The 17,879-nt window shown below is 72.1% G+C and carries 15 protein-coding genes; 11 read left to right on the top strand and 4 right to left on the bottom strand.

Translation table 11 applies throughout. The features are described 5' to 3' along the window. Positions 1-2: 2 nt before the first annotated feature. The 8 genes from FHR82_RS08555 to ribA all read left to right on the top strand — a co-directional run bounded on the left by FHR82_RS08555 (position 3) and on the right by ribA (position 9,763). The gene (locus tag FHR82_RS08555) at positions 3-2,216 is read left to right on the top strand and encodes an FHA domain-containing protein (protein WP_184809737.1); all 2,214 of its coding nucleotides are present in this window, start codon (positions 3-5) and stop codon (positions 2,214-2,216) included. A gap of 240 nt (positions 2,217-2,456) precedes the next feature. Continuing rightward, positions 2,457-4,679, top strand: coding sequence for a helix-turn-helix domain-containing protein (locus FHR82_RS08550; RefSeq protein ID WP_184809736.1), 2,223 nt, complete (start codon positions 2,457-2,459; stop codon positions 4,677-4,679). A gap of 130 nt (positions 4,680-4,809) precedes the next feature. After that, positions 4,810-5,802 carry a hypothetical protein gene (locus FHR82_RS08545; protein ID WP_184809735.1) on the top strand — a complete coding sequence of 331 codons (993 nt, stop codon included), beginning with the start codon at positions 4,810-4,812 and terminating at the stop codon, positions 5,800-5,802. Next, positions 5,747-6,712, top strand: a complete 966-nt coding sequence (locus FHR82_RS08540) for a zinc-dependent alcohol dehydrogenase (protein WP_184809734.1) — start codon at positions 5,747-5,749, stop codon at positions 6,710-6,712. Before FHR82_RS08545 ends, FHR82_RS08540 begins: the two co-directional genes overlap by 56 nt. Before the next feature lie 21 nt (positions 6,713-6,733). After that, positions 6,734-7,132 carry a 6-pyruvoyl trahydropterin synthase family protein gene (locus tag FHR82_RS08535; RefSeq protein WP_184809733.1) on the top strand — a complete coding sequence of 133 codons (399 nt, stop codon included), beginning with the start codon at positions 6,734-6,736 and terminating at the stop codon, positions 7,130-7,132. Then, positions 7,129-8,157 carry a glycosyltransferase family 4 protein gene (locus FHR82_RS08530; protein WP_311770966.1) on the top strand — a complete coding sequence of 343 codons (1,029 nt, stop codon included), beginning with the start codon at positions 7,129-7,131 and terminating at the stop codon, positions 8,155-8,157. Before FHR82_RS08535 ends, FHR82_RS08530 begins: the two co-directional genes overlap by 4 nt. Then, positions 8,154-9,158, top strand: a complete 1,005-nt coding sequence (locus tag FHR82_RS08525) for a lysylphosphatidylglycerol synthase transmembrane domain-containing protein (protein WP_184809732.1) — start codon at positions 8,154-8,156, stop codon at positions 9,156-9,158. Before FHR82_RS08530 ends, FHR82_RS08525 begins: the two co-directional genes overlap by 4 nt. Beyond that, a complete protein-coding gene (ribA, locus tag FHR82_RS08520) occupies positions 9,155-9,763 on the top strand; it encodes a GTP cyclohydrolase II (protein ID WP_184809731.1) in 609 nt (202 codons plus the stop codon). Before FHR82_RS08525 ends, ribA begins: the two co-directional genes overlap by 4 nt. Positions 9,764-9,951: 188 nt before the next feature. On the opposite strand, the gene FHR82_RS08515 is transcribed toward ribA, so the two are convergent. Continuing rightward, positions 9,952-10,656: a creatininase family protein gene (locus FHR82_RS08515; protein ID WP_184809730.1), complete on the bottom strand. Its 705-nt coding sequence runs from the start codon at positions 10,654-10,656 to the stop codon at positions 9,952-9,954. Beyond that, a complete protein-coding gene (locus tag FHR82_RS08510; protein ID WP_311770965.1) occupies positions 10,653-13,046 on the bottom strand; it encodes a CDP-alcohol phosphatidyltransferase family protein in 2,394 nt (797 codons plus the stop codon). Before FHR82_RS08510 ends, FHR82_RS08515 begins: the two co-directional genes overlap by 4 nt. A 107-nt stretch (positions 13,047-13,153) precedes the next feature. Between FHR82_RS08510 and FHR82_RS08505 the strand changes: the two genes are divergently transcribed. Both FHR82_RS08505 and FHR82_RS08500 read left to right on the top strand, forming a co-directional pair. Then, the gene (locus FHR82_RS08505) at positions 13,154-13,918 is read left to right on the top strand and encodes a class I SAM-dependent methyltransferase (RefSeq protein WP_184809729.1); all 765 of its coding nucleotides are present in this window, start codon (positions 13,154-13,156) and stop codon (positions 13,916-13,918) included. A 35-nt stretch (positions 13,919-13,953) separates the two neighbouring features. Then, the gene (locus FHR82_RS08500; RefSeq protein WP_184809728.1) at positions 13,954-14,112 is read left to right on the top strand and encodes a hypothetical protein; all 159 of its coding nucleotides are present in this window, start codon (positions 13,954-13,956) and stop codon (positions 14,110-14,112) included. Here the strand turns inward: FHR82_RS08500 and FHR82_RS08495 are convergent. Then, positions 14,109-15,311: a sialidase family protein gene (locus tag FHR82_RS08495; protein ID WP_184809727.1), complete on the bottom strand. Its 1,203-nt coding sequence runs from the start codon at positions 15,309-15,311 to the stop codon at positions 14,109-14,111. The two genes, FHR82_RS08500 and FHR82_RS08495, sit on opposite strands and share 4 nt — an antisense overlap. Positions 15,312-15,391: 80 nt before the next feature. Between FHR82_RS08495 and FHR82_RS08490 the strand changes: the two genes are divergently transcribed. Continuing rightward, on the top strand, positions 15,392-16,180 hold the full coding sequence (locus FHR82_RS08490; protein ID WP_184809726.1) for an endonuclease/exonuclease/phosphatase family protein: 789 nt from the start codon (positions 15,392-15,394) through the stop codon (positions 16,178-16,180). Here the strand turns inward: FHR82_RS08490 and FHR82_RS08485 are convergent. Then, positions 16,177-17,829, bottom strand: coding sequence for a peroxidase family protein (locus FHR82_RS08485; RefSeq protein WP_184809725.1), 1,653 nt, complete (start codon positions 17,827-17,829; stop codon positions 16,177-16,179). The two genes, FHR82_RS08490 and FHR82_RS08485, sit on opposite strands and share 4 nt — an antisense overlap. Between the last annotated feature and the right edge of the window lie 50 nt (positions 17,830-17,879).

Here is a 17,879-nt window from a genome sequence, read left to right as displayed (position 1 = left end):
CGATGCGGGACAGGGCACCGGAACTGGTGGTGCGGCTGGGGGCGCGCTCGTGGCGGTTCGGTCCGGACTCGACAGTCCTCATCGGACGCGACGACGAGTGCGACGTCCAGCTCGACGACCCGAGGGTGTCGCGCAGGCACCTGCGGATCGGGTACCACGACGGGTGGATCGTGCGCGACACCGGCAGCGCGCACGGTTCGTGGATCGACCGCGAGCGGCTGCACCGCAGCCCGGTGCACGACCGGCTGACGATCCGGCTGGCCGACGCCGCCGACGGGCAGACCGTCGAACTGGCACTGGATCCACCGCCTGCCCGGCACGTCGGCAGGCCGGACGTGCTGACCGTGGGCCGGGCCGCGGACAACGACGTCGTCGTCAACGACGTCCGCGTCTCCCGGCACCACGCCCGGCTCGACCGGCGCGCGGACGGGTGGCTGCTCCGCGACCTCGGCAGCCGCAACGGGGTGGTCGTCAACGGGGTGCTCGTGGCGGGCGAGGCCGTGGTGACCGACGGCGACCGCCTCACCTTCGGCGGCACCGACCTCGTCGTCGCGGGCGACGGGCTCATGCCTGCCGGCACGTCGGACGCCACCCTGGTCGCCGACGACGTCCGGTACACGCTGCCGAACGGCCGTGTGCTGCTCGCGGGCGTCGACCTGACGGTGCGGCCGAGTGAGCTGGTCGCGATCGTCGGCCCGTCCGGCGCGGGCAAGTCGACCCTGTTGAAGGTGCTGACCGGCGCGCTGCGGCCCGACACGGGCGCCGTGCACTACGACGGATACGACCTGCACGACGAGTACGCGGCCGTGCGCGGGCGGATCGGCCTGGTGCCGCAGGACGACCTCGTGCACCGGCTGCTCACCGCGCGGCAGGCGCTGCGCTACTCGGCCATGCTGCGGCTGCCGGGTGACACGGGGCCCGCGGCGCGCCGCGACATCGTCGACGCGACGCTTGCCGAGCTCGGGCTGACCGAGCACGCCGGCACCCGGGTCGCGCGGTTGTCCGGCGGCCAGCGGAAACGGGTGTCGGTGGCGCTCGAGCTCCTGACCTCGCCGTCGTTGCTGATGCTCGACGAACCGACGTCGGGACTGGACCCGGCGCTGGACCGGCAGCTGATGACGACCCTGCGGAACATCGCGGACGCGGGCCGGGCCGTCGTGGTGGTGACGCACAACGTCGCGAGCCTCGACCAGTGCGACACCGTCGTCGTGCTCGCACCGGGCGGCATCCCGGTCTACCACGGCCCGCCTGGCAGGCTGACCGACCGCTTCGGCACGAACGACTGGGCCGACGTGTTCGCGATGGTCGCGTCGGGGGTCACCGCCGGCCCGGACCCGATCCGCCCGGAGAGCGCGGCCACGCCGCGTCCCACCCGGCGTGCGATGCCCGCGCCACCCGGTGGTCATGCGGTGGCGCGGCAGACCGGGGTGCTGTGCGGGCGCCACGCCAGGCTCATCGTCGCCGATCGCGGGTACGCGGCGTTCCTCACCGCGCTCCCGGTGCTGCTCGGGTTGCTCGCACTGGCCGTGCCCGGCACCGCGGGACTGCGCAACGCGAACGCCTTCGAAGCGGTGGAGGCGGGGCAGATCCTCGTGCTGGTGTTCGTCGGCGCGGCGTTCATGGGCGGTGCGGCGGGTGCGCGTGAGGTGATCGGCGAGCGCGACATCCTCCTGCGGGAACGGGCAGCCGGGGTGCTGCCCGCTGCCTACGCCTGCGCGAAGGTGCTGGTGTTCGCGGTGGTCTGCGCCGTGCAGGCGGCGTTGCTGGTGGCCGTGCTGGTGGCGGTCAAACCCGGGCCGTCCGACGGTGTCCTGCTGCCGGGTCCGACGGCCGAGCTGCTGGTGGCGGTGTGGGCGACCGCGCTCGCGTCGTGCCTGCTTGGGCTGCTCGGGTCGGCGCTGGTCCGGTCGGCGGAGCAGGCCATGCCGGTGCTCGTGGTGACCGTGATGGCCCAGCTGGTGCTGTGCGGCGGCATGGTCCCGGTCACCGGGCGGGTGGTGCTGGCGGAGCTGTCGTGGCTGTTCCCCGCCCGCTGGGGGTACGCGGCCGGGGCGGGCACGGTCGACCTGACGGGCACCGGCGGCGGCCTGCCGGACGACTGGCTGTGGTCCCACGGCCTGGGGCCGTGGGCGCTGGCGATCGGTGTGCTGACCGCGACGACGGCCGTCCTCGGGGTGCTCCTCGGCGTCCGGATCCGGCGGACTCGTGCCGGGTAGTTTCCCCGTGCCGACGGCGAAGGTGGAAACGGGCAACGCGTTGTATCACCGTCCCCTCGGCCGCACTCTTCTGGTGTGACACAGGAGAACGGAGTTGCGGATGACTGTCTTCATCTCGTTGCGGACATTGCTCAGGGTGGCGTTCTGGCTCGCGGTGGTCGGGGTGGTCCTCGGGGTCGCACTCGCCGGTTGAACATGGGGTTCGCCGTCATAATCGTGGCGACGCGCGGGAGGTTCGGCATGGCTGGGAGTGCCACGTTCGGGGGTGAGCTCCGCAGGCTGCGGCAGGATGCCGGGATCTCGCTGGGGGCGCTCGCGGAGCGCGTGCACTACTCGAAGGGCTATCTCAGCAAGGTCGAGAACGGCACCTCGCTGCCGAACCCGTCGCTCGCCGCGCTGTGCGACGAGGTGCTGCGGACCGGCGGTGCGCTGACCGCGCTGCTGTCCGACGCGGGCGGCCGCAGGCGCGCCACCCGGTCGGACGGCAGCACCAGGACCTCCTTCGGGCTGCCGGCGGTGACCTCGCACTTCACCGGGCGGGCCGAGGAGGTGGCGACCGTGCTCGCGGCACTGCGTGGCGACGCGGGCACCTGTGTGGTCACCGGCATGGCGGGCGTGGGGAAGACCGCGCTCGCCGTGTGGTGCGGCAGGCGGGTCGAGGCCGCGTACCCCGACGGCGTCCTGTTCATGGACCTGCACGGGCACACCCCCGACGTGCCGCCGGTGCCGCCCGAAGCGGCACTCGACCGGCTGCTGCGGCTGCTCGGCGTGCCGGGCGAGGCCGTGCCGCCGGACGTCGACGACCGGGCGGGCATGTACCGGGACCGGCTGCGGGGGCGCGCGGTGCTGGTGGTCCTCGACAACGCCGAGAGCGCTCGCCAGGTGCTGCCGCTGCTGCCCGCGGAGGAGAAGTGCCGGGTGCTCGTCACCAGCAGGCACCGCCTCGCCGCGCTCGACGACGCGCACCACGTGCCCCTCGGGCTGCTGGCCGCCGAGGACGGTGCGGAACTGCTGCGCTCCCTGCTGCGGGAACGCGCCGACGACGAGGACGCGCTCGCGGACGTGGTCGACCTGTGCGGCCGCCTGCCGCTGGCGATCCGGGTCGCGGCGGCGCGGCTGCTCGCCAACCCGTCGTGGCGGCTCGCCGATCTCGGTGCGCGCCTCGGTGCCGAGGCGGATCGGCTGCAGGAGCTGGACGACGGCGAACGCAGCGTCGCCGCCGCGTTCCGCGTGTCCTCCTCGACCATGCCGGCCGACCAGCGGACGCTCCTCGGGCTGCTCACCGCCCACCCCGGCGCCGACCTCGACCTGCCCGCGGCCGCCGTGCTCGCCGGCCTGCCGGTCCTCGCGGCCGAGCGGCTGCTGGCGAAGCTGCGGGACGGGCACCTGATCTTCCAGTCCGCGTCCGGGCGCTACCACTGGCACGACCTGCTGCGCAGCTTCGCCGCCACCGAGGTCGCCGCCGAGATCGACCCCGACGTGCGGACCGCGGCCGTCACGCGGCTCGTCGAGGCGGAACTGCGTGCCGCGGACGCGGCGGACCGGCTGCTCGCGCCCACGCGGTACCGCAGGGACGTGACGTTCACCGGCCAGCAGGGGCCGGTGCGGACGCATCCGGACACCGACGCCGCCATCGCCTGGTTCCGCGCGGAGTGGCGCAACCTCGTCGCGTTGTGCCGGGTCGCGTTCGAGCTGGGGTCGCACGTGTACTGCTGGCAGCTGGCGTTCTCGCTGCGCAGCTTCTTCTTCCTGGCCAAGCTGTGGGACCCGTGGATCGACAGCCAGCGGATCGCGCTCGCCGCCGCCGACGCGTCGGGGGACGTGTGGGCGCAGGCGGTCACGCTGAACAACCTCGGGGTGGCGACCATCGACCGCGGTGACCTCGCGGGTGCCGAGGAGTACTACCAGCAGGCGCTCGCCCGGTTCCGGGAGCTGGCAGACCGGCACGGCGTCAACACGACGCTGGCGAACTACGCGTGGGTCGAGCACTACCGCGGCGACCACCGGTCGGCCCTGGCGAACCTCGCCACCGCGCTCGACTTCTACCGGGCCGAGGGGGCGGAGCGGAACGCGGCGATCACGCTGCGCGGCATGGCACTCGTCGAGACCGCCATGGGCGAGCAGGACACCGCGGTCACCCGCGCGGGGGAGGCGCTCACCACGTTCGTCGCCATGGGCCTGGACCTCGACATCACCATGACCCACAACTGCCTCGGGTGGGCCCATTTCTGCGCGGGCAGGCTCGCGGCGGCGCACGCGTCCTATCTGGCCGCGCTGGAGAGCTGCGAGCGCAGCGGGAGCACGTTCGAGGCGGTGCGGGCCGGGACCGGCCTCGGCAACGTGGCGTTCGTCGCAGGCCGCCCGGCGGACGCGCAGGCCAGATGGGCGCAGGCGGCGGAACAGGGCATCGTGCTCGACCCGGTGATGGTCGCCGAGGAACGGGCCCGGCGGGAAATCACCTGAATTCCCCGAGTTCGTGACAATCCGACGGTCCGTCGTCTGCAGGTTCTATGCAGTTCTCATCCATGTCTCGCGGGAAACATTGTGCCGTCGCGGTGCGACTGGCGAGGTGAGGTGTGGGAGGAGAGGTCGAATGACAGCCGTCCTGACGGACCTGATCAGCGATCTGAAGGTGTTGCGCAAAGGCCGCGGCCTGTTCGTCAGCCGCATCGACGAGAGAGTCGGCACCACGTTGCGGACGGTGTGCGAGGTGACCGATTCGGACGGCCCGGCCGAGATTCGGCACAAGGTGGGGGAGCGACTGGGGAACTGGGCGAAGAAGCTGCCGCCGGATCTCCGCGTCGCCGTGATGGCGGCGTTCGCGATCGCCCCGGACGCACGGCTCCCGCTTTACCAAGATCGCGTCAACCTGGCCGCGGAGAAGCTCAACCGCGACCCGCGCACGGCCCGCAGAAGAATCGACGACGGAATTCAGCACCTCGCGCAGCTGGCGGCCGCGTTCGCGCCGAACCAGAATTCCCGCTCGCACGGCGCCACCCGGTGGCACACCGCCGAACTGCGCACGACCCTCGCCCTCGACCGCGAGCGCCCTGAGGTCCTTGAACAACGCCGCATCGTCGCCGACGTCGACGATCTGTCCGAAGTGGACATCATGGTCACCGCGGCGGCGGCCCTCGGTGTCGACATGTTCCACGGCGGCACCCTCACCCCCAGGGGCGGCCGCCGCGGCGCGTACTCCCTGCGGTTGCCGGACCCGTTGCAGCTCGGCCAGTCCCACGACGTGGCGCTGCGCGCCCGCCTCGGCCGCGAACAACACGCCCGGCCGTGGTTCGCGGTCGTGCTCGAGCACCCGTGCGCCACCCTCGACCTCCGTGTCCGCTTCGACCGCCGCCGCGTGCCGGGGCGGATCACCGCGTTCGAACACGTCCACCCCCGCGACTTCGCGTCCGCCACCGACGGGGTCCCCGTCCACGCCGACGCGGCTGGCGAGGTCCAGGCGTCGTTCACCGATCTCACGCCGGGGATGGCCTACGGTGTCCGCTGGGACACGAGGACCGGGAGGGCCGAGGATGGAACGGGCGTTCTGGCTGCGCGAACCCGGACACGGGGAGATCAGGACGGTTGAGCTGCCCGCGCCCGGCGACGGCGACGTCCTCGTGCGCACCGTCTACTCCGCGGTCAGCCGCGGCACCGAGTCGCTCGTCTTCCGCGGCGGGGTGCCCGCGAGCCAGCACGACATCATGCGCGCGCCGTTCCAGGAGGGCGAGTTCCCCGCGCCGGTGAAGTACGGCTACCTCAACGTCGGCGAGGTCGAGCAGGGGCCTGGTGAACTGCTGGGGCGCACCGTCTTCTGCCTCTATCCACACCAGACCCGGTACGTCGTGCCCGCCACCGCCGTCACCGTCGTGCCCGACCGGGTGCCCGCCGCGCGGGCGGTGCTCGCCGGGACGGTGGAGACGGCGCTGAACGCCGTCTGGGACGCCGCGCCCCAGGTCGGGGACCGGCTGGCCGTCGTCGGCGCCGGGATGGTGGGGGCGTCGGTCGCGGCGATACTGGGGCGGTTGCCCGCGGTGCGGGTGCAGCTCGTGGACATCGACCCAGCGCGGGCGAAGATCGCCGAGGCCATCGGGGTGGACTTCGCGGTGCCAGGGGACGCGCTCGGCGACTGCGATCTCGTCGTGCACGCCAGTGCCTCGGCGGCCGGGCTCGGCCGGGCGCTCGAACTGCTGCGGCCGGAAGGGGTGTGCGTCGAGCTCAGCTGGTACGGGGACCGTCCGGTGGCCGTGCCGCTGGGGGAGTGGTTCCACTCGCGGCGCCTGACGATCCGCGGCAGCCAGGTCGGGACGATCTCGCCCAACCGGCCGCGTTCGTACGGCGAGCGGCTGGCCGTGGCGCTCGAGCTGCTGGCCGATCCCGGCTTCGACGCGCTGGTGACCGCCGAGTGCCGGTTCGATGAACTACCTGCGGCGTTGCCCGCGATGATCAGTGATGAACCGTCCGCCCTCTGCCTGCGTGTTACCTACGACAGCGACTGAGTCGAGCGTAGGAGGCGCAGGTTGTTCAGCCTCACCGTCCGTGACCACATCATGGTGGCGCACAGCTTCACCGGGGAGGTGTTCGGGCCTGCCCAGAAACTGCACGGCGCGACCTTCGTGGTGGACGCCACCTTCTCCCGCGCCGAGCTGGACGCGGACAACATCGTGGTCGACATCGGACTCGCCACCGCGGAACTGGGCGCGGTGCTGGGAGATCTGAACTACCGCAACCTCGACGAGGTCGAGGAGTTCGCCGGGACCAACACCTCGACCGAGTTCCTCGCGAAGGTGATCGCGGATCGGCTCGCCGACCGCGTCCAGAAGGGATCGCTCGGCGATGGCGCACGCGGGCTGGCCGAGATCTCGGTGACGCTGCGCGAGTCCCATGTGGCCTGGGCGAGCTACCGGCGGGCGTTGTGACGCCCTTCGTGGTGCCCGCCGACATCGACGACGTGACGGTCGCGAGTGGTGGCAACACCTACGACCGGCGCATGTGCGACCTCCTCGGCCTCGACAAGGTGCCGGTGGCAGGCCGCTGGCCCACCCCGTCCACGAAGGCGCGGGTCGCGCTCGCGGACACGCTCGCCGAGATCCCCGACGGGTCCGTTGCTCTGATAGACGGACTGGTCGCGTGCGGGGTGCCGGAGGTCGTGGTGCCGCACACCCGCAGGCTGAAGCTCGTCGTGCTCCTCCACCTGCAGCTCGCCGACGAGACCGGGGTGCAGCCGGAACGGGCCGCTGGCCTCGACCGGCGCGAGCGCGAGGTGCTGCGGGCCGCGAGCGCGGTCGTCGCCACCAGCGAGTGGGCGGCCCGCCGCGCCATCGCGCACCACGGCCTGGACCCGAAGCGGGTGCGCACGGCGCCGCCCGGCACCGACCCCGCGCCGAGGGCGGCGGGCACCGACGCGGGCGACCAGCTGCTGTGCCTCGCCTCGGTCACCCAGCGCAAGGGCCACGACGTGCTCGCGCAGGCGCTCGCGAACCTCGCGGACCTGCCGTGGACGTGTGTCTGCGTCGGCTCGGTGCGCCGCGACCCCGGCCACGCCCGGCGCGTGCAGGGGCTCGTCGACAAGCTCGGGATCAGCAACAAGATGATCATCGCGGGTCCGCTGCCGGACGCGGACCTCGACGCCACGTTCGCCAAGACCGATCTGCTCGTCCTGCCGTCGCGGCGGGAGACGTTCGGCATGGTGATCACCGAGGCGCTCGTGCGCGGCATCCCCGTGCTCACGACGAACGTCGACGCGCTGCCGCACACGCTCGGCCCCGGCACGTCGTCGGGCGGCATGCTCGTCCCGGCCGACGACGTGCCCGCGCTGACCGCGGCGCTGCGCCGCTGGCTCACCGACGCGGAACTGCGCGAGCGGCTGCGCGAGGCGGCCCGTGCCCGCGTGGTCGAGGACTGGCCCACCGCGGCGAAGCGGCTCGCGGGGGTGCTGCGATGACCGCGGTGCTGGGGGAGCGCGAGACCGCTCCGGAAGCCTGGGCGGAGCCCGGCGCCGACGTGTCGCCGGTGCACCCCGTGGCCCCGGCCGTCGAACGGGTGGCGCCACGCAGGCGCTCCGGGAAACTGTGGGCCTGGCTCAAGCTCGGCATCGGCGTCGCGATCGTCGTCGCCCTGATGTGGAAGCTCGGCACCGGCGGTTTCGTCGCCGGGCTGAAGGTCATCGACGCGGCGGACCTCCTCGCCGCGCTCGGCATCGGGCTCGCGACGACGGTCCTGTGCGCGTGGCGGTGGTGCCTGGTCGCACGCAGGCTCGGGCTGCGGCTGCCGCTCGGCAGGGCGGTCGCGGACTACTACCGCGCGCTGTTCCTGAACGCGGTGCTGCCCGCCGGGGTGCTGGGTGACGTCCAGCGCGCGGTCGAGCACGGCAAGCAGGAAGGCGACGTCGGCGCGGGTGTCCGTGCCGTCGTCCTGGAGCGGATGGCCGGGCAGGTCGTGGTGGTCGTGGCGGGGGTCGTCGTGCTCATGGCGGGGCCCGCACGCGACATCGGCATGGTGCTCGGTGCCGGGCTGGCGGTGCTCGTGGTCGCCTACCTGGCCGCGCGGCGGTGGATCGGTACCGGGTCGCGGTGGCGGCGCACGATCGACGACGTCCGCAACGGTCTGCTGGCGCGGAACGCGTGGCCGGGGGTCGCGCTGCTGTCCTCGGCGGCACTGGCCGGGCACATCACGTTGTTCCTGATCGCCATGAAGGCGGCGGGGGCGACGCAGTCGGCCGAACAGCTGCTGCCGATCGTGGTGGTGGCACTGCTGGCGATGGGACTGCCGGTGAACGTCGGCGGGTGGGGCCCGAGGGAGGGCGTGACGGCGCTGATGTTCGCCGCCGCCGGGCTCGGGGCCGCGCAGGGACTGACGGCGGCGGTGGCATACGGATTGCTGGGGCTCGTTGCGAGCCTGCCGGGCGCGCTGATGCTCGTCCGCAGACGTGAGAGGGTGGCATGACGAACCTGGCCAGCATGGTGGAACGGGTCACGGAGACCCGGCTGCCGACCGCGTACGGTCCGTTCCGCGCGGTCGGGTACCTGGACGCGCACGGCCACGAGCAGGTGGCGCTGGTGTACGGCGAGGTGGCGGGCACCACGGCGCTGACCCGACTGCACTCGGAGTGCCTGACGGGCGACGTGTTCGCGTCGACCCGCTGCGACTGCGGCGACCAGTTCGCCGCCGCGATGCGCGCGGTGGTCGCCGAGGGCGCGGGGGTCGTCCTGTACCTGCGCGGGCACGAGGGCCGGGGCATCGGCCTGCTCGCCAAGCTCGAGGCGATGCGGTTGCAGGAGGGTGGTCTCGACACCGTCGAGGCCAACCTCGCGCTCGGGCTTCCGGTCGACGCTCGGGACTATGACGTCGCCGCTGAGATCCTGCGTGATCTCGGGGTGGCCGAGGTGCGACTGCTGTCGAACAACCCGGAGAAGCTGGACTCGTTGCGCCGCAACGGGATTGTGGTCAAGGAACGGGTTCCGATCCTGATCGCCCCCAACGACGACAACCTGCCTTACCTGCGGACCAAGCGGGAACGTCTCGACCACCTGCTGCCGCACCTGGCGTAGGGGGCATCCGCCACATTGACTTTGTCCTCGCCGGACGGGCTTCTTGCCCTCCGGAGGCCTCGCCGGACGCGCAGGTCTCTGGGATGGGCAGGGAGCCCCTTGTGGGCGGCTTTCGCCGTGGGCTGTTGGGTCCGCGCTCAATGCCCTGAACGACACATTCAGGGCATCCGCCGCTCGCTCGCAGTAGTTCAGTGGTTGAGTGCTGCCAGTACGTCCGCGAACACCGCTGTCAGGTGGGCCAGGGCGCCTTTGCCCTTCCCGGCCGTTGCCAGTGATGGGTGGCCGACCACGCCGGACTCCGTGTACGGGCCCAGTCCGAAGGTGAGCATGCGGTTGCGGTCGTCGGCGCGTTCGTCGTGTGTCGCGTAGTCGGGCGGGACCAGTGACGGGTGTGCGTGCAGCAGCAGGGAAGTCTCCAGCTCGCCGGCGTGCATGTCCGTGTCCGGGCCGGTTTCGACGCCACCCGCGGCGCGGGCCGCGAGCCAGTCGACCTCCGTCGGGTACAGGGCCATGCGTTCGCCGCGGGCGGTGGCTTCCTGGACCACGTTGCCCAGCACGTAGTTGCCGCCGTGGCCGTTGATGAGCACGAGTTTGCGGATTCCGCTGTGCCGCAACGACTCCGCGACGTCCCGGACGATCGCGTACAGCGTCGGTGCCGAGATGCTCACCGTGCCCGGCCAGGCCGCGTGTTCGTGCGAACAGGAGATGGTGACCGGGGGGAGCAGCAGCACGGGGTACGCGTCGGCGACCGACCGGGCGATCGTCATCGCGATCACCGTGTCGGTCGCCAGTGGCAGGAACGCGCCGTGCTGCTCGAAGCTGCCCACCGGGAGGACGGCGACCGTGTGGCCCCGTGCGTCGGCCGAGGTGTGCAGGGGGAGCAGGTGGGTCATGGGCGGGATCCGAACGTCGTCAGGAAGCGGTCGCGGAACTGGTCCATCCGCCACAGCGGGGCGTCGGGGGTCGGGTTGAGGCCCGGCTCCCAGCCCCAGCCTGCCACGGCGTCGAGCACCTCCGGATCCTTCGCGACGATCGTGATCGGTACGTCGTGCGACGCGTTGTCGCCCGAGACCACCGGGCTCGGTTGGTGGTCGCCCAGGAAGACCATGACCGTGTTGTCGGTGCCGTAGGTGGTGAGGAAGCCGATCAGCGTGTTCAGCGAGTACTGGATGGACTGGCCGAACGCCTCGCGCACCTTCCCCGTGTCCGACCACACCTCGGCCTGCGACTTGCCCTGCGCGGGCATCGGCTTGTACACCGAGCCGTCGCCGATGTCGTTCCAGTCGATCATGCGTGGCAGGTGCGTCCACGGGATGTGGCTCGACACCAGGTCGATCTCCGCCATCACCGGGGCGCGGTCGGCCGGGGCGAGCTCGGTGCGCTGCAGTGCGGCCATCGAGTACTGGTCGGGCACCTTCGCGTAGGAGAAGTTCGGTCCCTTGTAGCCGACGTTGTCCTTCACGTACGCCTTGTCGTAGCCGAAGAACTTCGCCTCCGGCCAGTCCTGCGTGATCGACGGGGAGACGCCGACGGTCCGCCAGCCGCCCCGCTTGAACGCGCCGGTCAGCGTGAGCCGGTCGCCGGAGGTGAGGGTGTCGTACCGCGGCTGGCTGTCCACCCACAGCCCGGCCTGCAGGCTCGCGTGCGCGAGCCAGCTGCCGCCGCCGAACGTCGATGAGGTCATGAACGCGCTCCGCGCCTCGAAGCCGGCCGCGCGCAGCTGGTCGGTGCCGCGGTCGAGCACCGCGTCGACGCCGGGCGCGACCGCCGGGTCCTCCACCGCGACCCGTCCGTAGCTCTCGACGAACGTGACCAGCACGTCCTTGCCGCGCAGCTCCGGCAGCAGGTTCGCGCCCGCCGTGTACCGGAACGGGTCGTTGGCCACCTGCTGCTCGAACACGCCGGGGTCGAGCAGGTCGGCCCGCACCTGGCGCAGGTCGTCGAACACCTCGTTGGCCGCCGAGTTCGCCGCGACCGGCTGCCCCAGCACCGCGAGGCTCACCCAGACCACGCCGAGCACGGCCACCCCGCGCGTCGCCGTCGAACGCCTGCCGACCGCGAGCCGGGTCAGGCGCAGCGCCGCCAGCGTCATGCCCACGATCAGCCCAGCTGCCAGCAACGCGGCGACGATGACCGCCCCGACCGCGCCGAACCAGCCGACGGAGTCGTTCAGGAAGTCGACGGCCGGGCCGAGGAACGTCCAGTCGTACACCGGGTGGAACGGGCGGGCGAGCGTCTCGTGGAAGCCCATGTCGAACAGCTTCAGGATCGTGAGCACGCCGAGCCCGACCCCCGTCAGCGCCGCGGCGACCCAGCGGGACCGGGGCGGCAGCACCAGGACGAGCGCGGCGACCGCCAGGCCCTCGACGGGGATGCGGGCGAACGTGGCGGGGGTGAGCGCGCTCAGCTCGTTCGGCGCCAGCAGCGCGAACAGGACGAGCAGGGAGCCGAGGGTGGTCAGCACCCGCCTGCGCCGCGGTGACTCGTCGCCGGCCTCGGTCTTCTTCACGGCCGGCGCGGTGTCCCGGTGCCGGTGCAGCCAGCGGATGTCGTGGGCGAACGACCAGGTCAGCGCGGCCAGCGCGACCGCGGTGAGCACGACGGCGACGGTGTGGGGGAGCACCAGGGCGACCGTCAGCACGATGCCCTGCGCCGCCGCGACCGCCTTGCTGCTCATCCGCACCGGCAGCGGCGCCCGCAGCCACGGCCACAGCCGGGCCGCCGCGACGAACAGGTACCGCATGGCGCCGATCGCGAGCACCCACCAGCCCAGCTGGGTCGCGGCGAACGCGCTCAGCACCAGGATGAGGAACGCGTCGACCTCCATGTCGAACCGAGCGCCGAACTCCGACGCGGTCCCCGTGCGCCGCGCGACCTTGCCGTCGACCGCGTCCATGGCGAGCGCGACCGAGGCGATGACGACCAGCGGCCACACCGACCCACGCGGGTGGCTGGTGTCGGCGATCAACGCGACCACGCCCCCGACCAGGACGGACCGGGTCAGCGTCACGATGTCGGCCGGCCCGAACCGGCGCACCCCGAACCGCGGCAGCGCCTCGGCGAGCACCGCCCACCCGGCCACCGCGAACGCGACCGCCGCGAGCCAGCCCGGCGGTTTCAGCCCGGCGACCCAGGTCAGCGCCGCGAGCAGTGCCACCAGGGCGACCATCGCGATCGTCAGCGGCACGAAAGGAGGCAGCGGCCGCCGTGAGGACCGCGGCGCGGGCCCGGGTGCGACGGGCGTGCGCGGGCTCTCGAGCGTCGGTGCGGTCGGTGCTGCCACTGGTTCCTCCCAAGATCTGGTCGTACCTGAATACGCATGCCACCGCAGGACGGTTCTGAACCGGAACTTTCTGAACCGCCGGGCCCGTCACCGCGTGTAAAAGGGCGATGAGTGACTTCTCCCGCGAGTGGCTGGCGCTGCGTGAGCCCGCCGACGCCGACGCCCGTGCCGACGACCTGCTGATCCCGCTCCGCGCCCACCTCGGTGCCCGTGACCTGGTCATCCGTGACCTGGGCAGCGGCACCGGGTCGATGGCGCGGTGGCTGTCCCCACGGCTGCTCACCCCGCACCGCTGGGTGCTGACCGACCGCGACCCCGACCTGCTCGCCCACGCCGCCGTGCCCGGCGCGGTGACCGAGCTGCGCGACCTGACGTCGCTGACGCCGGAGGACCTCGCGGGCACCTCCCTGGTGACCGGGTCGGCGCTGCTGGACCTGCTCACCGAGGTGGAGGTCACGCGCCTCGCGGAGATCTGCGTGAAGGCGCGCTGTCCCGTGCTGTTCGTGTTGTCGGTGTCCGGGAAGGTGGACCTGGACCCGCCCGACCCGCTGGACGAGCGAGTGACCAGCGCGTTCAACGCCCACCAGCGCCGCACGGTGGCGGGCCGCGCCCTGCTGGGCCCGGACGCGGTGACCGTGATGGCACGGGTGTTCGAGGACCTGGGCGCCACGGTGCACCGCTGCTCCAGCCCGTGGCACCTGGGCCCGAACCGCCCCGAGCTGACCACGGCCTGGCTGCAGGGGTGGCTGGGCGCGGCGTGCGAGCAGGACGAGGGGCTGGTCGAGGTGGCGGGTGCCTACCTGCGGCGCAGACTGGCCCGGCCCCTGCACGCGACCGTCCACCACGAGGACCTGCTCGCGATCCCCGGCTGACACCCGCGCGCCATCTCGCCCGGCTACAGCGGTCGATGTCGGCGTGGGAGCGGCACGAAGTCCGGCACCCGGACGGGCGACGACTGACCGCCGACCTGCGAGTGGTCGACACGCTCAGCCGCCGCGACGCGGCCGAGTCCACGTTGGCGAGGTTCGTGGTGGAGGACGGCCGCCCTGGCGTGCGGGTGATCTAACCCGTGCAGTTGGTGTCGTCCACTCCTGCCTGGATCCACGGCAGGTTGACCTTGCGGAAGGCGATCGAGCGGTTCGACGTCGAGTTGCTGCCCGTGTTCTCGTTCACCTCGACCAGCGCGCCGACGTGGTAGTCCGCCGTCTTCGCGATGCTCGAGTAGCCACCCTCCTTGTACGTCCCGCTCTCACCCGGCAGCGGCGCGTCCGAGAACGGGCGGCTGTACGACCACGTGCGGCCCTCGTCCTCGCTCATGCGGATGCGCATCTTCGTGCGGGTCTCCGTCGACGCGGAGTTCACGAACGCCAGGCGCGCCGGGGCGTCGGCGTTGTACCGCATCACCGATGCCTCGTTCTTCGGGTCCAGCAGGCAGCTCGCCGCCCGGAAGGCCGCGAAGCCCGACTCGATCGAGCCGCGGGCGACCTGGCGGCGCTTCGCCGCCTCCCACACCGGGGTCGTGGCGCGGTCGTTGCGGTACAGCGACCCGTCCGCCAGCTCAAGGACCGTCGCCTCGCCCGTCTGCTCCATGGCCGCGCCGGCGGTGGTCCGCAGGACCCGCACCTGCCACGTCGCGCCGTGGTCGTCGCTGTAGATGTTGCGGTGCTGTGCCGGGATCACCAGGCGGCCCGGATGCCGGTACGTCGTCTGGATGCCCACACCCGGGCCCACCGCGTCCCAGTTCCAGCTCCCACCACCGGCCAGCGTCCTCGGCTTCAGCGCGGCGGACATGTTCACCGGGGCGGCCCAGGACAGCCCGTCGTCCGTGCTGGACGACAGCCACACCTGGCGGTCGTCCCACGAGTTGACCGTGCCGCTCGTCGGTGGCTGGTGGTTCATGAACAGCCAGATCTTGTTGTTGGACCGGTCGACCACGGCCGTCGGGTTGCCCCACACGCCCTGGCCGGACCCGATGACCTCGCGCAGCGACGACCACGTCGCGCCGTTGTCGGTCGACCGCTTGTAGACGAGGTTGATGTTGCCGAAGTCGCCGTTGCCCGCGGCCCGGCCCTCGGCGAACGCGATCAACGTGTCCTTGTTCGTCCTGATCAGGGACGGGATGCGGAACGAGTGGTAGGTGATGCCGTTCAGCGACTCGTTGCCGCCGTTGAACAGGATCCGCTCCGAGTGCGACTCGGCGGCGGCGGAAGCGGGTGTCGCGGGCAGAAGCAGGGCCAGGGGCAGCAGCAGGGCGAGGAGCTTCACTAGAGAATCATTACCGCACATCACCCAACTTCTGGTGATTTGTTACCCAAAATGTCATCTCGGTGCGGTTCGCTACCGGCATGCGCCGACTGCTCATCCTGCTGGCCGTACTCGCCAGCGCCACGTTCGCCATCGCCACCCCGGCGGCCGCCACCCCGGCCCGCACCCTGACCGTCCTGTCGTTCAACATCCACCACGCGGCGGGCGAGGACGGTGTGTTCGACCTCGACCGCCTCGCAGCCGAGATCCGCCGCACCCACGCGGACGTGATCGGCATGCAGGAGGTCGACCGCCACTACGGCGAGCGCAGCGGGTGGACCGACGAGCCCGAGGAACTGGCGGCACGCCTCGGCATGCACGTGGTCTACGGCGCGAACCTCGACCTCGAGCCGCCATCGGCCGGGCAGCCGCGCCGCCAGTACGGCACCGCGATCCTGTCCCGCTACCCGATCCTGGAGTGGCGGAACACGTTGCTGCCCAAGGGAAAGCCGGCCGAGGAGCAGCGCGGGCTGCTCGAAGCCGTCGTCAACGTGCGTGGTGTGCACGTCCGCGTGCTGAACACGCACCTGCAGCACGACAGCGCCGACTCCCGCCTGCTGCAGGCGAAGGTCGTGGCCGACGCGGTGGTCGCCTCCGACGAGCCGGTCGTGCTCACCGGTGACCTGAACGCGATCCCGACCGCCCCCGAGATCACCACGCTCACCGCGCACCTGCGGGACGGTGGGAACGCCTTCACCTACCCGGCTCCGGTACCCACCGCCCGCATCGACTACGTGCTCACGAACGGTCTTCCGCTGTACTCGAAGGTCCTCCCGACCGAGGCATCGGACCACCGCCCCGTGCTCACCGCCCTGGCGGTCTGGCGTTAGTCACCCAGCGGGTTCAGCAGGTCCGCCTTGCCCTCGAAGGCGAACAGCAGCAGGTCGGTCATCCGGAACGTCCGGTTGTCGGGGCCGAGCGTCGGCCGCCACGACGGGTCGCGGACGATCGACGTGCGGCTGCCCTCCATGGCGCGGTGGAACACCTCGGCGGTGATCCGGCCGCCGACCGCGCCGAGGACGCCGTCGTTGAACTCCGCCTCCCGCAGCACGTAGAACCACAGCGGCGTGTTCGCGGCGACCGCCTGCCGCTGGTCGGCGGACAGGCCGGTGAGCGCCGCGCCGGTGTTGCCGTCGATGATCTCCTTGGCGGTCAGCGGTCGCACGCCGAGCAGCTTCGCCATCTGCTGACCGGTGGCGAGCCGCACCATGCCCGCCCGCGTCAGGTTGCGGAACGCGAGGTTGCGCTGGACGGGCGGGATCTGCGTGCCGCGGCCACCGAAGGTGCCGGCGGGCAGTTGCGCGAGCGGGTCGACGAGCAGCGTGTCGATCCGCTTCGTGACGTTGCCGCCGCCATCGGGTGCCGCGAGGTCCGGGCGACCGGCCTCGGTGAAGTCGTACAGGCGGCGGAAGTCCGCGATCCAGTTGGTGGGCAACGTGTCCACGGTGCCGGAGTTCGGGTCGTCCAGCTCCGGCAGGCCGGCACCCGGCTCGAAGTTGCCCGCGACACCGGTGAACGTGAACAGCTGCAGCAGCGTCGACAGCCCGCCCGGCCCGGCCGAGTTGAACACCCGGTTCCACTGGTAGCCGCCGCGGACCATGCTGTGGCCCAGGCGGTACGTGGCGACCGCGAACTCGAGCGGCATGGTCGGCGGCTGCCCGAACCGGCCCTTGCCGCGGGCAGGGGCCTCGAAGAACCGGCGCCCGGACGTGAACACGTCCCGCACGATCTCCGGGTCGATGACGCGGGGCAGGAAGTCGGTGCGCAGCAGCCACTGGTAGTGCCGGACGACCTCGTTGCGCGCGGCGGTGAACAACCGCTGCCCGGTCAGCCCCTTGAGCGCCAGCTCCTCGACCACGCGGTTGTGGAAGCGGATGAACGCGAGGTGGGTCTGCGCCACCGCGAGGTTCTCGTCGTTGCGCAGGTCCGGGATCAGCGGCTTGCGGCGGTCCGCGCGGGTGCCCGCGGTGCCACCGGCACGCGGCAGGTCGAAGCCCTCCAGCTCCACGTTCACCCGGTCGTCGGGGAACGTGGTCGCCGACGTCGTCCCGACTTTCAGCGACACCCCGTCGGCCGCGTAGTACACGCGGTCGTCGCGGTCCTGCGGGCCGCGCCCGTACAGGGAGTCGAGGTCCAGCGCGGGGGAGCGGCCCTGCAGCAGCTCGTCGAGCGTGACCTCCTCGCCGAGCCGTGCCTCCGTGCGGTCCATCGTCAGGTCGTGGTCCACGAACTGGCCGAGGTAGGTGAACCCGGCGGGCACCGCCGCGTCCGGCTGGTCGCCCGCCGCGGTGATGGCCTCGGCCAGTGCTGTTCTGGTCTCCTCGTCGAGTCCCTCGCCTTGGGGACCGAGCCGCGAGAACCGGAACCGGCGGAGCTCCTCGCCGGTCAGTGGCTCTCGCGTACCCGGTCTGCCGGCGGCGTCGAACTCGAGCACTCCTTCGCCGACGACGAAGAAACTGTCACGCGCGTGCTTTCTCATGTATCCCCCAGTGGTGACCGATCGATCACACCAAGGGAGTTACCGGCGAC

The organism is Actinophytocola algeriensis, from assembly GCF_014203735.1.
In the GTDB taxonomy this organism is placed as follows: Bacteria; Actinomycetota; Actinomycetes; order Mycobacteriales; family Pseudonocardiaceae; genus Actinophytocola; species Actinophytocola algeriensis.
The sequence above is the reverse complement of the archived record's forward strand: the minus strand, read 5'-3'. Positions and strand labels throughout refer to the sequence as shown.

Bases quoted from the DNA above. Each gene is read 5' to 3' on its own strand.
- FHR82_RS08525 (WP_184809732.1), top strand. From the start codon at position 8,154: ATGACCGCGGTGCTGGGGGAGCGCGAGACCGCTCCGGAAGCCTGGGCG.
- FHR82_RS08515 (WP_184809730.1), bottom strand. From the start codon at position 10,656: ATGACCCACCTGCTCCCCCTGCACACCTCGGCCGACGCACGGGGCCAC.
- FHR82_RS08550 (WP_184809736.1), top strand. From the start codon at position 2,457: ATGGCTGGGAGTGCCACGTTCGGGGGTGAGCTCCGCAGGCTGCGGCAG.
- FHR82_RS08485 (WP_184809725.1), bottom strand. From the start codon at position 17,829: ATGAGAAAGCACGCGCGTGACAGTTTCTTCGTCGTCGGCGAAGGAGTG.
- FHR82_RS08505 (WP_184809729.1), top strand. From the start codon at position 13,154: ATGAGTGACTTCTCCCGCGAGTGGCTGGCGCTGCGTGAGCCCGCCGAC.
- FHR82_RS08490 (WP_184809726.1), top strand. From the start codon at position 15,392: ATGCGCCGACTGCTCATCCTGCTGGCCGTACTCGCCAGCGCCACGTTC.
- FHR82_RS08500 (WP_184809728.1), top strand. From the start codon at position 13,954: ATGTCGGCGTGGGAGCGGCACGAAGTCCGGCACCCGGACGGGCGACGA.
- ribA (WP_184809731.1), top strand. From the start codon at position 9,155: ATGACGAACCTGGCCAGCATGGTGGAACGGGTCACGGAGACCCGGCTG.
- FHR82_RS08545 (WP_184809735.1), top strand. From the start codon at position 4,810: ATGACAGCCGTCCTGACGGACCTGATCAGCGATCTGAAGGTGTTGCGC.
- FHR82_RS08540 (WP_184809734.1), top strand. From the start codon at position 5,747: ATGGAACGGGCGTTCTGGCTGCGCGAACCCGGACACGGGGAGATCAGG.
- FHR82_RS08555 (WP_184809737.1), top strand. From the start codon at position 3: ATGCGGGACAGGGCACCGGAACTGGTGGTGCGGCTGGGGGCGCGCTCG.